General features: G+C 46.8%; 15 protein-coding genes and 1 pseudogene. 9 read left to right on the forward strand and 7 right to left on the reverse strand.

Annotated elements, in window-relative coordinates:
• From E0E16_RS13540 to E0E16_RS07620, 7 genes and pseudogenes are all read left to right on the forward strand, one after another.
• Window positions 1-188 (forward strand): annotated as a pseudogene (locus E0E16_RS13540) (hypothetical protein); the annotation flags it as partial.
• 32 nt (window positions 189-220) lie between these two features.
• Window positions 221-1,066 (forward strand): IS3 family transposase, encoded by an 846-nt coding sequence (locus E0E16_RS07595; protein WP_240048166.1) that lies wholly within the window; start codon window positions 221-223, stop codon window positions 1,064-1,066.
• A gap of 510 nt (window positions 1,067-1,576) precedes the next feature.
• Complete coding sequence (locus E0E16_RS07600; RefSeq protein WP_130829828.1) at window positions 1,577-2,560, forward strand: Gfo/Idh/MocA family protein; 984 nt, start codon at window positions 1,577-1,579, stop codon at window positions 2,558-2,560.
• Window positions 2,561-2,617: 57 nt separating this feature from the next.
• Complete coding sequence (locus tag E0E16_RS07605; RefSeq protein ID WP_130829950.1) at window positions 2,618-3,745, forward strand: DUF4421 domain-containing protein; 1,128 nt, start codon at window positions 2,618-2,620, stop codon at window positions 3,743-3,745.
• Window positions 3,742-4,734, forward strand: a complete 993-nt coding sequence (locus tag E0E16_RS07610) for an N-acetylmuramoyl-L-alanine amidase-like domain-containing protein (RefSeq protein ID WP_130829829.1) — start codon at window positions 3,742-3,744, stop codon at window positions 4,732-4,734. The genes E0E16_RS07605 and E0E16_RS07610 overlap by 4 nt, the downstream gene beginning before the upstream one ends.
• A 148-nt stretch (window positions 4,735-4,882) precedes the next feature.
• Entirely contained in the window at window positions 4,883-6,781 is a 1,899-nt protein-coding gene (gene rho / locus E0E16_RS07615; RefSeq protein WP_130829830.1) for a transcription termination factor Rho, read from the forward strand.
• A 123-nt stretch (window positions 6,782-6,904) separates the two neighbouring features.
• On the forward strand, window positions 6,905-7,945 hold the full coding sequence (locus E0E16_RS07620) for a hypothetical protein (RefSeq protein WP_130829831.1): 1,041 nt from the start codon (window positions 6,905-6,907) through the stop codon (window positions 7,943-7,945).
• A 330-nt stretch (window positions 7,946-8,275) separates the two neighbouring features.
• Here E0E16_RS07620 and E0E16_RS07625 read toward each other — a convergent pair whose 3' ends face one another.
• From E0E16_RS07625 to E0E16_RS07650, 6 genes are all read right to left on the reverse strand, one after another.
• On the reverse strand, window positions 8,276-8,719 hold the full coding sequence (locus E0E16_RS07625; RefSeq protein WP_130829832.1) for a hypothetical protein: 444 nt from the start codon (window positions 8,717-8,719) through the stop codon (window positions 8,276-8,278).
• A 9-nt stretch (window positions 8,720-8,728) separates the two neighbouring features.
• Entirely contained in the window at window positions 8,729-9,151 is a 423-nt protein-coding gene (locus E0E16_RS07630) for a hypothetical protein (protein WP_130829833.1), read from the reverse strand.
• Between the two features lie 318 nt (window positions 9,152-9,469).
• Window positions 9,470-9,985 (reverse strand): DUF2339 domain-containing protein, encoded by a 516-nt coding sequence (locus tag E0E16_RS07635; protein WP_130829834.1) that lies wholly within the window; start codon window positions 9,983-9,985, stop codon window positions 9,470-9,472.
• A gap of 49 nt (window positions 9,986-10,034) precedes the next feature.
• Complete coding sequence (locus E0E16_RS07640) at window positions 10,035-10,697, reverse strand: ParA family protein (RefSeq protein ID WP_130829835.1); 663 nt, start codon at window positions 10,695-10,697, stop codon at window positions 10,035-10,037.
• A 28-nt stretch (window positions 10,698-10,725) separates the two neighbouring features.
• Window positions 10,726-11,436 (reverse strand): hypothetical protein, encoded by a 711-nt coding sequence (locus E0E16_RS07645; RefSeq protein ID WP_130829836.1) that lies wholly within the window; start codon window positions 11,434-11,436, stop codon window positions 10,726-10,728.
• 113 nt (window positions 11,437-11,549) lie between these two features.
• Entirely contained in the window at window positions 11,550-12,296 is a 747-nt protein-coding gene (locus E0E16_RS07650; protein ID WP_130829837.1) for a hypothetical protein, read from the reverse strand.
• Between the two features lie 1,568 nt (window positions 12,297-13,864).
• Between E0E16_RS07650 and E0E16_RS07655 the strand changes: the two genes are divergently transcribed.
• The gene (locus E0E16_RS07655; RefSeq protein ID WP_165444208.1) at window positions 13,865-14,458 is read left to right on the forward strand and encodes a hypothetical protein; all 594 of its coding nucleotides are present in this window, start codon (window positions 13,865-13,867) and stop codon (window positions 14,456-14,458) included.
• 615 nt (window positions 14,459-15,073) lie between these two features.
• A complete protein-coding gene (locus E0E16_RS07660; protein ID WP_130829839.1) occupies window positions 15,074-15,457 on the forward strand; it encodes a hypothetical protein in 384 nt (127 codons plus the stop codon).
• Between the two features lie 702 nt (window positions 15,458-16,159).
• On the opposite strand, the gene E0E16_RS07665 is transcribed toward E0E16_RS07660, so the two are convergent.
• Window positions 16,160-16,375 (reverse strand): hypothetical protein, encoded by a 216-nt coding sequence (locus tag E0E16_RS07665; RefSeq protein ID WP_130829840.1) that lies wholly within the window; start codon window positions 16,373-16,375, stop codon window positions 16,160-16,162.
• Between the last annotated feature and the right edge of the window lie 313 nt (window positions 16,376-16,688).

Genomic DNA, 16,688 nt, shown 5'->3' on the forward strand with positions numbered 1-16,688 from the left:
AGAGGTATCGTATGGCTCATAAAGAAACGAATTTGACAGACAATGAGATATTGCGCCAGAAGATAGTGAACCTCCAACACGCATTGTCTTTGGAGAAGATGCGCAGCCGTGCCTATGAGAAACTCATAGAGATAGCCGAATCCGAGGAGGGTATCAGCATCTTAAAAAAAGATGGTGCCAAACAGTAACGGCGCTGCGTGAGGAGTTTCCCGGTGTATCCGTGGAATTCCTCTGTGGGCTGTTTGGCAAGAAACGCCAGTGGTATTACGCAAGCAGCAAGCTTGTGATTTCTGAGCGGCAAAGGCGTAAACTGATAGTTGACAATGTACTCTACTATCGTGCCTGCTGTCCCGGGATAGGCGGTGTGAAACTGCACGTCCTCCTCAAGTCGGAGCTAGGTGAAGATGTTACTCATGGTCGCGACTCCTTCTTAAAACTACTTGCTTCAGAAGGACTTATGCTTCCCAAGAACAAGCGAAGACGTACAACGGACTCCAATCATCCTTATAGGAAGTATCCTAATCTTGTACAAGGTGTTACGGCAATGTATGCTAACCACATTTGGGCAGCCGACATAACCTACGTTTGGATTTACGGCAACGTCCTGTACCTCCATCTCATTACAGATGTTTACTCACATGCTGTCATAGGCTGGTGCTTATCCGAAACCATGGAGGCTATAAATACGAAGGAGGCATTGCTAATGGCAGTTAAGGCAGCCGGAGGAGGCAACCTCTGCGGAACGATACACCACTCTGACAGAGGTTCGCAATACGCCTGCCACCTATATGTTGAAACTCTTATGTGCCACCATATCAGGGTTAGTATGACAGAACGGTACAATCCTACGGACAATCCCGTGGCGGAAAGGACGAATGGAACCTTTAAGGTTGAGTGGATTTACCAGCAGGAGATGTACCGAGATTATGACCAGGCCAATATGGAAATCTCCAAGGCAATAGCCTTCTACAACTACAGACGACCGCATATGAGCATAGGAATGAAATGTCCGATGGATGTCTATAGAGGCGAACAGCCCGGGAGAAATCTTTGGAAAAAGAGATAAATGCTTGCAAAAAAGAAAAATATAACGTATCTTTGGAACGCCGAAAATATGGCGAACGACGGTCTTATGCCATCTTCACCAAAGGTCCCAGGGGGCATCGAGCCCCCTAAGACCTTGCCGAAAATATGACGGAACTTAGGTGTTGTCCATCTTCTTTTATGCAAGTGCACTGACTTCAAATTTAAACTATATAATGTTAATGTCAAGTCATTCAGTAAATAAGAAAATATTTGACAAGTAAAACAGAAATACATCGTCAGATCTGACAAGTGAATTCAGGAAAAGACAAAAGCTTGGCTTTTGCACTCCGATTCATGACCTTTTGCACTGCAAAAGGTAAGCTTTTGCCGGGCAAAAGTTAAGCTTTGCACGGGCGGCATAAAAAAATCAGGACACAACGGGCGAATTGCACACGATTCACGGGGAAAGGACACAACGGCGGAAAGATTTTCGGGAACGCATTTCACGGAATAAGAGATTTTTTTGTACATTTGCAAAAAAGACACGCATATGAAACAAATCAGTTGGGGCTTTATCGGATGCGGCGACGTAACGGAACGCAAATCCGGACCAGCATTCAATTTAGTGGAAGGGTCGCACGTGGAAGCGGTGTTCAGCAGAAGTGTGAAAAAAGCACGCACCTATGCCAACAAACATGGCATAAAACATTGGTACACCGATGCGCAACTGCTCGTGGACGACCCCAACGTGAATGCCATCTACATCGCAACGCCGCCTGCCATGCACGCCGCCTTCGCCATCATGGCCATGCGAGCCGGCAAACCCTGCTACATAGAGAAGCCATTGGCAGCATCGTATGAGGACTGCGTGCGCATCAACCGCATATCGGAACAGACGGGAGTGCCCTGCTTCGTGGCTTATTATCGCAGACACCTGCCCTACTTTAATAAGGTGAGGGAAATCGTGGAGAGCGGCACCATAGGGAAGGTGCTCACCGTGCAGGTGCGCTTTGCCGTTCCGCCACGCGACCTTGACTACGAGCTGAACGACAAACTGCCCTGGCGTCTGCAATCGAACATCTCCGGAGGGGGCTATTTCTACGATTTGGCTCCCCACCAGCTCGACCTTCTGCAAAGTTTCTTCGGAATCATCGTGAAAGCACACGGATATGTTGCCAACCGCGCCGGACTCTACGACGTGGAGGACACGGTGAACGCCGTGTTCAGCTTCGAGAGCGGACTCAACGGAAGTGGCGCGTGGAGCTTCGTGTCGCACGAGAGCGCAAGAGAAGACCGCATCGAAATCTTCGGAACCAAAGGGCGCGTGGCATTCTCGGTCTATACCTACGACCCCATCCACCTCTACACGGGAGAAGGTCGGCAGGACATCGAAGTGCCCAACCCCCCTTACGTGCAGCTGCCCCTCATCCGCTCGGTGGTAGAAGACCTGCAGGGCTTCGGGAAATGCGATTGTACAAGTGTCAGTGCCACACCCACCAATTGGGTGATGGACAGGATTTTAGAGAAGATATAAAGAAAATTGCCGGCAACAAAATTCTTCCACCACCCCATCGGGACTTTCCTCCTGACGATGCTGCTCGCGGCAACATCGCTCTCCCACCTGTCCGCTCGCGCCCAAGTCGAAAAACAAGACACCGTAAGATGGATGCGCGTGGAGAAAAAAAGCGGATGGTACACGCGACAACTGAAGAAAGCGGAGAAGATGGCGCGCGGATTCAACAAGATAGACACCAACTACATCGAACCGCAACTCTACAACTTCACCGTGATGTTGCAAAACACCAACAACTATGAGGTGTACAGACTCAACAACAAGGAAGGACAAAACATCGTGTTCGCACCGGAACCCAGCGTGCGCATCGGACCATTCGTGGGATGGCAATGGATCTTCCTCGGCTATACGCTCGACGTGAAGCACATCAACTTCGGCGGCGACGACAAACAACGACAGGAATACGACCTGAGCCTGTACAGCTCCATGGTGGGCATGGATTTCTACTATCGGAAGACGGGCAACGACTACAAAATACGCAGTCTGAACCTCGGCACAAACATCGACACACGCAACGTGGAAGGGTCGGATTTTGGCGGACTCACCTCCACCGTGAAAGGTCTGAACATCTATTACATCTTCAACCACAGCCGCTTCTCCTATCCGGCAGCATTCAGCCAAAGCACGGTGCAACGCCGCTCCGCAGGCAGCCCCCTCCTCGGAATTGGCTACACGAAACACACACTCTCGGTGAATTGGAACGAACTGAACAAAATCATCACCGAAAAACTCGGCAACAAAGCCGATGAAGCCGGACTGGACAGCACAATGATGTTCGGACGAGTGAAATACTCCAACATAAGCATCTCGGGCGGATATGCCTACAACTGGGTGTTCGCACACAATTGGCTCATGGCAGGGTCGATAACGCTGGGGCTGGCTTACAAACGAACCAAAGGCGACATGGAACACCGACGCTTCTCGCTCAGGCAATTTTCAACCAAAAACCTCAATATAGACGGAACGGCACGCTTCGGCATCGTATGGAACAACACCCGGTGGTACGCGGGAACAAGTGCCATACTGCATGCCTACAACTACAGGCGAAGCCAATTCTCCACCAACAACCTCTTCGGAAACATCAACATTTACGCGGGGTTCAACTTCGGAAGAAAGGGAAAAAAGAAAAAAAACAAGGCAAAATGAGCAGATTACATGGATTTTACGGAGCACTCGTCGCGGCAACACTGCTGACAGCCTGCAACGCAAGTGCCGACAAAACAGCGAAAACAAAACAAACGGAAAACACCGAAAAACAAGCGGAAACAGAAAAGGACACGGCACAAACAACCCACGAGCAGACAACCACCATGCAACTGTCCGCCACCGCCGAAGACTCTGCCGGCGTGGAACGCTTGTTGAGCCAATTGGTGCACGACGAGAAACAACTCGCAGAGAGCGAACTAATCTTGCGCGTGGCACGCAGCTTCATCGGAACACCCTACGTGGCACACACGCTCGACCGCAACAAAGAGGAACAACTCACCGTGAACCTAAGAGAAATGGATTGCACCACATTCCTCGAAAACGTGGCAGCCATCGCACTGTGCGCAAACAGGGGGAAAACCTCCTTCGGCGACTTCGCCAACCTGCTGAGACAAATTCGCTATCGGGGCGGAAAAATAAGCTATGAGAACCGGCTGCATTATTATCAATGGTGGGTAACAGACAACGAAAAAATGGGACTGGTAAGGGAAATCCATACACCCAACCCACCCTTCACCGAAGTGCAGAAACTGAAAATCAACTACATGAGCCAAAACAGCAACGCCTACGACATGCTGCGCAACCACCCCGAACGCATCAGCCGAATCAAAGAAATGGAAGACAAAACCAACGGCACCAACGTGCGCTACATTCCAAAAAAAGAACTGAAAAACTCCAAACTGCTCAGAACCGTCATCCGCGACGGCGACCTCATTGCCATCGTTACCAACAAGAAAAATTTGGACACAACACACCTCGGCATCGCCGTATGGCACCACGACGGACTCCACCTCATCAACGCATCAAGCCTGAAGAAAAACCAAAACTCAGTAATCGAACCCGAAGAAACACTCTACGATTACCTTGCCGAACGCCCCCACAATCCCGGCATCCGCGTTGCACGCCTCTGCCTCTCCAAAACAAAGTAACGAAAAAACAAAAAAAAATAAATCAGGAAAATCCTTGCACATACAAAAGAAAAAACGTAACTTTGCCCCTGTTTTTTAACATACGCGGGGTTTCCGGTCTCGAAACCCCGTTTCTCACAAAATTAAAATCTCGCACACATAATTATTTATGTTAAGTAAAGAAGACTTATTGGGCAAAAACATTTCCGAGTTGAAAGAAATTGCCGACAAAATTAACGCTGATTATAAGAAAGACGATGATAAGGAAGAACTTATCTACGCGATTTTAGACAGACAGGCAATGAATGCCGGAGCAACACACCCCTTGGAAACCACCAAGAGAAAACGTACCAGAATAGCACGAAAAGACACCGACAGAGTGTACACCGTTCATGGGAAAGAAGGCGAAAACTTCGACGTTCAGAAAAACAAACCCATGGGAGCACAACAACCACAACCCTCACTGTTTAAGGACATTCCCGAAGAAAAAACCGAACAAGAAGAAAAAACCGAAGAACCGGTAAAACCAACAAGACAAACGCGGAAAAAAGAAACGACAAAGGCAAAGCCGGAGGAGAAAAAAGCAGAAAAAGAAAAACCGCAAAGCGAACAGTCCGAAACGAACAACACAACGGAAGAAACCACTGAACAGAAAAACGAAAAGGAGGAGGCACAAACCGACACAAACCTTATCGAACAACTGCAAGCCAAGGTGAACGCCCACAACGAACAGAACGGAACAAAAACGGCAGACACCGGAGGAAAAGTGTGGGAAGGCGACCCGGGAGACGGCACCGACTTCATCACCGTGGTGGACATACCGGTGGAAGACCAAGGCGCACTGCCGGACTACAACATGCTCGACCGACCCACAATGCCCGCGGGAAACAACCGGCCGACATTCTATCAAGACCATTCCACACAGGCAGACCACAACAAATTCGACTTCAGCGACATTATCACCGCCAACGGCGTCTTGGAAGTCATGCCCGACGGATACGGATTTCTAAGGTCGAGCGACTACAACTATCTCTCCTCACCCGACGATGTGTACGTCGCAGTCAATCAGGTGAAACAATACGGATTGAAGACCGGAGACGTAGTGGAATGTCATGTACGACCACCACGCGCCGGAGAAAAATATTTCCCACTGACCTCCATTGACAAAATAAACGGCAGACAACCCGGCGAAGTACGCGACCGCGTGGCTTTCGAACACCTCACACCACTCTTCCCGGACGAGAAATTCACACTCTGCGGCGACCCGGCAACCACCAATCGCTCCACACGCGTGGTAGATCTCTTCTCACCCATCGGAAAAGGACAACGCGCCCTCATCGTGGCACAACCCAAAACAGGTAAGACCATCCTGATGAAAGACATTGCCAACGCCATCGCAGCAAACCACCCGGAAGCATACCTGATGATGCTGCTCATAGACGAACGACCGGAGGAGGTTACCGACATGGCACGCACCGTAAACGCAGAGGTCATTGCCTCTACATTCGACGAACCGGCAGAACGACACGTGAAAATAGCAGGCATCGTACTGGAGAAAGCAAAGAGAATGGTGGAATGTGGACACGATGTAGTCATCTTCCTCGACTCCATCACACGACTGGCACGCGCCTACAACACCGTGGCACCGGCTTCGGGAAAAGTACTTACGGGAGGTGTGGATGCCAACGCCCTGCAAAAGCCAAAACGATTCTTCGGAGCAGCACGCAACATCGAGGGAGGCGGCTCGCTCACCATCATAGCCACGGCACTCATCGACACGGGATCGAAAATGGACGAGGTAATCTTTGAAGAATTCAAGGGTACGGGAAACATGGAACTGCAACTCGATCGCAACCTCAGCAACAAACGCATCTTCCCGGCAGTGAACCTCGTGGCATCGAGCACACGCCGAGACGACTTGCTACACAACAAGACCACGCTCGACCGCATGTGGATTTTGCGCAAGAACATCGCCGACATGACATCGCTGGAAGCAATGAACGTAGTCAGCACTCAACTGGAAAGAACAAGAGACAACGAAGAATTCCTACTGTCAATGAACGGATAAGCAAAGCTCGAAAACAACTTGACACTATGAAATGTTAAATATAGTAAATAATTCCAAGGTGGATGAACTTATGAAGCGTAATATTAGAAGTTCTTTAATTGTAGCGTTTGCAAGTTCTAAGTTATGGAACAATTAATTGAAATACTCATGAAAAGACTATGTTTTGTATTGATAACCTTCTGTCTTTTGGGATTAGAGTCAAAGGCGCAGAAGGTTTTGACAAACAGCGTCACACAGACACCGGTTGGTGGCGCTTTGGTGATGGACTCAGAGGGGCATTTGTTGGGAATAACCAAAGAGGACGGTCTGTTGACCGCCGAAATGCTGTCGGTTGGAAAAATTGATGTAGTGCATTCCGCCTTCGAACCTGTCGAATTTCAGATTAATGGGGGAACGGAAGAGAATCTGGAGATGACTCCTATTGTCAGTTCGGTTTCAGTACGAGGCAAGGATAAACCTAAGGCTGACTATGTGAAACTGAGAGGTTGGCAACGAAACTATCAATTCGAGAATAAGAATCTCACGTTCATTACGGAGGGAGTCGTGGAGTATTTCATCCCAATCAATGGAAAAGGAAAGATAAAGTATCGTACTGAGGGGTTGCGACAACTCATGGCTAAGGGTATGTCCAAATCTTATGATGTAACGAAAGTGAACCTTTTTGAGCGTCAGCCTTGGGTGGCCAAAGATAAAAAGGTCGTTTCCAAGACAGCAGATGCCACAGTTTGGAAAATCATGAAAGCCGGTCAGCCGTTTGGAATTCAGTACGATATGCCTGGGGGCAACCATTCTTTGATTGAGATTCCCGATGCCATAGCAGGAGATACGTTCAAGTTCAAATTCTTTGTGGTAAAGTTCAAATTCAATTATATAAGTGTTGGGCAGATGTTCACACCGTATCGGGAAGATGGAAAATACACCATGGGCGATTTATCCCTCAGCCATACGTTCTATTCAGTCAATTCCAGTGTAAAGAAGAAAGAGGTTGTCTATAACTATGTTGAGGATTTCTATACCGTAGAGGCTGAATATCTGACAAAAGACGAAGCCAAGCGGCAGATGAAAATCAAAAATAGCAAGGAGGCAGTTGAGCTTCTGCCCAATGTACCAGCCTTGAGCAAAGCACTTATGAGGGCAAAGCATGACTTTGTTCCTTCAAAATAGCAGATTAACCTCAAACCGGTCATTAACGTCTGTGCTGATTTTATTTGACTACCGATCAGCTTGTTTGTCGTGCTTTTGAAGACGTAGTGGGTAGAAGCGAGAGCTAATTGCAGGGTAGTTGACGACAAGAGAGTTAAATCAGGTGATAAGCCATATTATTATCAACCAATTTGAGCGTGCGAGCTAATAACTGTTTTGTAATGGAAATTTGGAGCTTTTTCAGCCTGCCAAATTTCCATTACGCCGGAAAAATCAATCTCGTGGGGATTGTAAACCCTGTGTTTGTCCCTGCGAGGGATTGAGATTGCAACGGTTCGCAATGGAACAGCCCTACTTCCTTACGCGATAGATTCTTATGACGTGCCAAACGACATCGGAAAGAAGAAGGAAAAAAAGAAGAAAGAGAAGAACATTGTGCAGCGGGACAAGTTGCGCCACGGCAAGAACAACATAGAAAAGGGCAAGGGTGATGAGGAACGTGGCACGACTCATCATCGACACTATCAACGGATGAGCAGCCACCTTGTTCGTAACGGCAAAGGGGAGGTTCACAAGGGTGTGCCGCCGACTATAGCGCAAAAGCAGATAGATGAGCACGGAAAGGGCAGAAAGCGGAAGGATGAGCCACGACCTGCCATAGCCCCACGCACTTTCGAGGGCTTCCCAATGAGCAGGGATGGCAATCTCGTCGGTGGTGAGATAGAACCACAACGCCACCCCCACATTGAGGGCGGTGAAAAGGGCAGAGAGAAGATTGATAAATTTATTCCACATGTCGCCCCCCTACTCTATCGGTTCTATTCGCGGATTCTTAATGTCGGGCCGGCGGACACTGACGTCGGGCACGGCGGTGCGTTCCTCTGCCTTCACACCCGGTTCTTCCTTTGCGACAGGTGGCGTGGAGGGCACGACGATGGGTTCCGGCTCGGGAATTTTCTCACCGGTTTCGCTCTCATCGGCGGGCACATAGTCCACCTTCTTGTTTTCCTTCACCTGCACTTCTTCGGCTTCTTCCTTCGTCAGCACGGGTATCTTCGATGTGGTGTCCACTCCGATGACCGTTCCGGACATATCCACCTCGTATTTCCTCGGTGGCGCCATGTCGCGCGTGGCCATGAGGATTGCCAACAAGAGCGAACCGAAGACCAGCACGGCGGCGCAGATTGCCACGGGCAGGGTGTATGTGGGTTTCTTTTTCGGTTTCATAACGGTCTGTTCTCCATCGCGCTCCCATGGGTTTCATGGAAGCGACACGGCAAATTTACGCAAAATATTCAAAACCGCCAAACTGCCATGCCGCGAATTTCGTTTCTTTTTTCCATTGCCGATGGGTACGCTTTTATTGCACTTCGTTTTGGAGCTTACATTCGTTTCTCCCCAAAATTTGTTCCCCTGCCCGATGGCGCACCGGTGTGTGTTCACTCCCTCCGCCCCTACCGAGTTCCGCGCACCAATCTTTAACCGTCAATCCGAACCATAGCAAACAAGGGTTTACAGCCGGCACATGAATGTATCCGCGATCTCTTACAGCAGACTCTCGCCGAAGATGGCGTTCTTGATGTCCTTCTCGTGATCGAAGATGAAGCGGGCGACAATGGAGCTGAGGATGGCTGTGGAGGGAAGCTTCACACTGGAGGCTGACTTCAGACGGTCGAGGACACTCTTGAGGTCGGAATCGATATAGACGGTGGCGAGCTTCGTGTCGCGCCGCTTGTATTCCTTGGCAAGGTCGAGGAAGAGTTGCCAGCTCTCCTCACTGTTGTCGATGGCAAGGGTGTATTCGCGTGCCAACTCCTTGCCTTCGGCCTTGGGCAACTTCTTGGCAGCGGGGGCGGAACGGTCTTTACCGCCGGGCGTGGGTTGCATGGTGCTCTCCGGAGTGGGCGATGGCTCTTCGGGAGTGGCGGGACGAACGGGTTCCGCCGGCTTCGGGGTTTCTTCTTTCTTTCCGGGTGTGGCAGGGGTTTCAGCTCCCTGCACTTGATGTACGAGGTTGGCGATGCCGCCGGGCAGCACCACGCTGGTTTTCTTCTTTACCATAGCTTATGTTTTTTTTATTGTATTCTGTTTTGGTTTCGTGGGTGAAATCTTACTTCATGTGCTTTAACATGTAATCGAACGCGCCCTTCACTGCATCGCGCTGGGTGGCAAGCAGTTCGAAGGTGTTGATGCGTTTCAGCGTGGCGCGACTGTTCACCACGGGAGTTACCTTTCCTATCTTTTGAAAGATGCTGTTGGTGGCGTTCCAGATGCGTTGCTCATCGATGGTTCCGATGCGGGGATCGATGCGGTTGGGCACGAAGAAGAGTTGGGCGTGCATGGTGGGATTATGCTCCTTGAGGGCATTGATGACTTGCACGAAGACACCGGTGGAATCGAGGGTCTTGTCTTCGTATTCATAGGGGCAAACGATGTAGTCGGCATTGGCGAAGAGGGGAACAAGTCCGTCTTCGCTGACGTTGCCGGGAGAGTCGAAGAGCACGAAGCCTTCCACCCGTGAGGCGGAGTCCATGAGCTGCTGCATCATCTCCGGCTCGCTCACGTCGAAGCCTTGCACCGTGTAGGGCTCTTCGGCATCTTCATACACCTGCGCATCTTTCTGTCGCTGCATGAGGATGGTTTTCTGAAGGTCGGTGTCAATGACACACACTTGTTTGCGCTTATAGGCAAGGTAATTGGCGAAGAGGATGCAGAGTGTGCTCTTCCCCACCCCACCTTTCTGATTGGCAAATACTACTTTTATATTTTTCATTTTTCTGTCTGTAATTTATGGTTTCACTTCATTCACAACTTACGGTGCGCCGTTTCAATTCTTCTTCATAGGGGGAATAACCCAACATGGCGTACAGGCTCTTGAAAACAAGGGCAGCAAGCACGAGCTGAATGACGGCTATCGACGCGAGCAGCAAGTTGGGAACGGACGTCAGTGCAAGAAGGAAGAAGCACAATCCCAAAACGAGCATGCCCACATAGCACAACAGGGCGCGCTGGGAAAGAACGCGCAACTTCTCCCCGGTGGACAGATAAAGGATGCACAACGAGTTTAGCGTGCTGAAGAGGAAGATGACAATCAGGATGTTGGAAAACAAATCTAACGCTCCGGGCAGCCCCGCAGTTCCGAACCACATCGTACCGATTTTGGCGGAAAGCACGTAGAAGGGCACGCAAAGCACACTCGCCATCAGGAAGAAACGAGCGGACAGCACGCGATCGTAATCGATGATGCGTTCCAACGCCTGATAGAAGACATAGATCAAACCGGAAAAGGCAAACAGGGCGGTGCTCTCGCAAATAAGCGACACGTAATCGCTGAACAGCAACCGGTCGGGGATGAGGTCGTCGGGGAAAATGATGTCCGGCTGGGTGAGAAAGGCATACAAAAGTCCGAACAGACTCAGCATATACACCGGAAAGCAAACTCTGATTAGTCGCTTCTCTTCCACCAAAATGGGAATTTCATTGAGTTTCATGTGCTCCATACACTTTAACATTTAATTAGGTTGATTAATGGGTATTTCGTAATTAATAAATTTCTGATTATCAACATTCTGTATTTTTATATATTAACATAGAAATATGTATATCTTTTCACATTTTCACGTATTTACCTTTTTATCTTATACTGTATTGCCCCATGCTGATTCAGGTCGGACCCGTCGTCGGGACGCTCGTCGGCATCCACCGAAACGGAGCGGCGCAAGAGAGCGAGCGAACCGATGGCGAGTGCCAATTGCGCCAATTGCGCGAGACCGTGATAGGTGTTCAGCTCGTTCAGGGTGAGTCCGCCGACGGAGGTGTAGAGATAGACGTAGAACGACTGCAACAGAGAGTCGAGAAGGGGAAAGACAACCAACGCCCATCCATAAAGACGGAGACAACCACCGTAACGGCGAATCAGACCGGTGCCGAGCACGAACCCGGCAAGATAAACAACAAAGGAATTGAAAAACGGAAAACGACTCTGGAACGCGCCAAACGTGGTTTGACGATAAAAGCCCGACGCCGTAAGCACATCGCCGGAGGGAATGATGCCAATCACCGCACCCAACGCCGTGAGCACCATCATTGTGACGAGGGCAAGCTGCATGCCGAAATGACCGCGACGCACCAAACAACGATGCAGAACCCACCACATCAACAGATTGGCAACGCAAAAGGTGAGGTCCTCCACCAAGCTCAATGGCGAACTCTGCCCCACCCTCTTCACACCTGCCACAAGTTCGCCTTGAAACGCTGTGCCCGAACCGAAGAAACCGTCGAGAAACCCCAAGATGAGCATCGCCACCCCAATTCCGAACGACCAGTTCATCAACTCGTTCTGAACCTTGCTGATTTGAAATTGATTAACCATATATTCATTCTTTTATATATTTATATTAACACATGATAATACATTCATTCCAAGATAGAAAATAATTATTTATATATTTATGTTTTCACACTTCCATATTTTTAATTAAACATATTCTTAAATATTTCTATTTTCACATTTTTACATTATCATATTTCCACATAATTATATTTCCTTGTTTTTACTCATCCTTGTATTTATATTTTTATATTTCAACGTTTTTGCGTAGAAACATATTTCCTTTTTAAAACATTTATATCTTTATGCATAATAACCGTAAAACTTTAGACTTCGTTCTGTTTATGTTTTTATATATTTACATATTAGTATGTTTACATTTTCAATGTTTTATATTATCATCCATATATGTTTCTGTTTATTCTTGTATGAGAATAGAGATTATAAACTTAAATACATTTTTATATATTTATCTATCCCCATGTTTGAACAACCATATATTTAGATATATACTTAACCTTGCGCAAATATACGATAAAAAGCTGAAAAAGACAAATCTGAACCGAAAATATATGAAAAACGGCATTTATATATATTTACGTCTTTATATATTTATATTAACCAACGTAAGCTGAAAGCCACAAAATCGCCATAATGCTTATGGCTCATGAAGTTCCTCCGTGCAATCGGTCGGAGAGAACAAAGAACGAAAGGCTGAAAACAGAAAATCGGGGAATGAATATTGGGGAAAAGAAGAAAAAAGCAGAAAAAGAAAAAAGCAGAAGAAGAAAAAAAAGGTAGAAGCAGGTGTGCAAAAAAACAATTGTGGCAACAGAGCCTCGTTTGCCGTTCGGAAAGCAAAAAACAAAGAAAGATTTGCACGCTTCCTTTTGAACTTCTACTCACATATATATATATAGGCAGGGTGGGGGAGGGAAGCCCGGAAACAATCTCATGGCAGGGTCGTCTTCTGCCACGGGTCGTTGCACAACGTGGGGAAAAAGCGAAAAAACCTCAACCCCCATAGCAGCAAAAAGAGCAAAGGAAAGGTGGGGCTTTTTTAATCTTTTATATGTTTATATATTTATACGTTTATACAGAACAATTGGCAAGAGGGAGCGGAAATGCAAAAAGGGCAGGAAAAAAGAAAACCGAAAACTAAGAGCGACAAATGAGGAAGAAAATTACTGACGGCAGCGGATAGGGTAGGGCGGTAGCTGAAAACCGGTTTTCGGAGGGAGTGGAAATGGAATCGCGGCGAAGGAGTTGCGCCAAAAAGCCGGAAAAGGGGAGCGGACGAGAAGAAAAGAACAGACTTTGGCGACAAAAAGGGAAGAAAAGGGCGAAAAAAGGGAGATGCGACAAATTAGTAAGGTATTTTCGGGGTATGTAAAAATGGCTGTAATCATCTGATTTTCAAAGGGGTTAAGGTGGATGTTAAAGGGGAATGGCGACAAAAAAGTGAAATGTTTCAGGCGTTTGCTAAGTTTTTGTTGAATAATCGGCTGTAAGATGTTCTATTTCAACAGAGTAAAATAAATATAAATGGTGAGATATAAGCAAACAGTTTCCTTATTTGTCGCTGCAAAAGCTTGGTTTTTGCAGCGAAAATGGGGTGCATGGAGGTGGGGGCATTGGCTGAAGAGCGACAAAAAGGTAGGGTTGGAGAGAAAACGAAAGGAATTAAGGCGACAAAAAGGGAAGCCGGGGGAGGAGAAGGTAAAAAATGGGAGGGTGCGACAAATAGGGAGAGAAAACTCGTGCCTTCGTTTGGAGACAAAGAATGGGAAATTTCGAGGCGCAATTCGCCCATGATGGTTCCAAAAAGAAGGAAGAATTTGTTTGCGCGGTGGAGGAAACAAGTGCAGAAAATGGGGTGGGGGAGCGACAAAAGGGAGAGTTTGAAGAATAGAAAAAGGGACGGGGAACGCGATGTAGAAGGTACATTCGCAAAACTTCCGAGAAGAAACCGGAGCAAGAAAGCAACAGGGGGAATGATCCGGGGCTGCCTGATAAACAGCAGGTTGCGAGCCAATGAGAAATTAACATCGAGGGGTGCCGACGACAAACCCCGTGGAACGCGAACAACAAATCGGGAACGCTGCAAGCGTGGGGAGCGAAAAGTGAACGAGGCTTTGACAAAAAAGAAACGGGCAATGGGGAAGGAGGGCAGAAGACGCAAAAAAGGTTGGTGCGACAAATAGGGAGGGTCGCAAGAAAACTTGTAAAAATCATCATGAAAGCGAAGCATCATAAAAACAATAACTTTAAAATTTAAAACTCATCTTTCGATTTGAATTCATTGATATATCTTTATAAGATATTATATAAGTCCATGCAAAGTATTGATACACAATGGTTAGCGAAGTTTATTAACGACAAGTTGGTAGGTTTGTGGCGACAGTTTGGTAAGAAAGCCTTGACAAAATAGTAGGGTAGTGGCGACAATTTAGTAAGTCGTGGAGCACTATGCCGACGAAAGGGGAGTTTTGCTTCGACGCTTTGGGAGGGTTTTTCATAATCAGGTAAATAATGATGACAAAACAATGACTTTTTCTTTCTTTTTCGTTTGTATATTGCTAAAAGTCTGCCGATATATGTTCCGCATCGGTGAAGATTTATGATTATAAATTTAAATATGTATATTCGTAAATATCATGTTATCAGACAGGTACACAATACATAAATTTTCTCGCGACATTTCGGGAGGAATTTTTGATTTGTGGTTTTCATTCCGCAACGACAAAAAAGGAACAAATTGAAAATAGTTTACAGCTTATGCTCCCGTTTCATGTCTTTTGTGCCCGGTTTCCGAAGTTTTGAAGTCGTGGAACCACGCTGCCACGCCCGAGTTGATGGTTTCGGCGCGCGCGCGGCGTAAGGCGAAAGCCATCATCTGCCCGGTCTCACAGTGCATGATTGCGCTGGCACCCCTCCCGCAAAGCTTGCGATTCACCGGCGTGCGACGCTTGTCGGACATTCCCTGCACACCGGCAAAGCGTTTGTGCCTGCAGCGCGAGGGAAACATCGCCATGAGCACTGGAAGGAGGTGCGCAGGAAAGGGTTTTTCCAACGATTTGACAAAGCTTTTCCAACTGATGAACAGTTTTTTCCAACGAATGGCAAAGTTTCTTCCAACGGATGAACAGAGTTTTTCTAACGAATGGCAAAGTTTCTCCCAACGGATGAACAGTTTTTTCTAACGAATGGGCAAAGTTTCTTCCAACGGATGAACAGAGTTTTTCCAACGAATGGGCAAAGTTTCTTTCAACGATGAACAGAGTTTTGTCAAAGAGATTTTTTGCAAAACCAACCGGTGGGGCAGGCTGTTGCCCATTTGGAGAATGGTTTTCTTTCGTTGCGGATATTATTTTCCCTTCGGTGAAAACATATTGCGAACGAGCATTTATGTTCTGCCTGATTTGTGTTTGTCCGGTGTTTGTCGCCATAAAGTTACGAATAATGTAAATATATAAATATATATTAACTCCTCTTTTCTCTCTTTTTATACTCTGAGTTTTTTAAAAATATATAAAAACAGTTATAGATAAATATATAAATATTCTTTTATTTTCGTGTGAAATTGAATAAAACACATAAAAATATAATTATATATTACTTGGTATTTGAATAATAATTTTACCATGATCACATGGTTTCCGGTTGATTGTTTTTCAGTGAAAAAAGGTCAGTCTTCCAAAAGCTAAGCTATTGGAATGTAAAAGCTAAGCTATTGCGGTGCAAAAGGTAAGCTATTGCGGTGTAAAAGCTAAGCTATTGGAAGGAGAAATCTAAGCTATTGAAAAACAAAAGTTTAGCTATTGTATGACGAAAGTTTGCCCTTCGACGCGTTATTTAGGAATATTCAGTAAATTCCTAACTGATAGTTTGTCAGTGTTGAAATATTATTTGTACCCATAAACCCTTCCAATCCCATCAAGGATGGGAAGATTATAAATGGCATGTGCAATCGTCTTGTCAAAACTTTTGGCATAGACAGCTTTCATCGCATATTTTACGACAAATGGAAAGACGGTCTTAAAAACAAGAAACTGTGTCTGACGGATGCGACCTGCCATGAGAGCTACCTGTGCTTCCCGACAGACTATGGGGATTTTCAAAATGGAATTAGCTGAAATTCCCTATAATAAATGTTTTTTCGCTAAAAGAAGTGCGAAAGAACGGGTAAAGTGTACTCAACCGGTTATCAGGGCTCAGTAGAAAATCAGTGGGGGAATAATTTGTTATTTATCTTAATAATTCCGACCTTCGCATCATGGAAGAAAATATGTTACGCACCTTGGCAGCTCTTGTGTTGCCCACTCAAATATTAGAGTTTTTTACTATCGTTTCTGTCCGTGAGGTCGGATCAGAGTTTCATATTAGTCTTGACGAACGTATGGACAAGACTTTGGCGGATGATGCCAACTTCGA

The organism is Prevotella rectalis (genome assembly GCF_900607215.1).
In the GTDB taxonomy this organism is placed as follows: Bacteria; Bacteroidota; Bacteroidia; order Bacteroidales; family Bacteroidaceae; genus Prevotella; species Prevotella brunnea.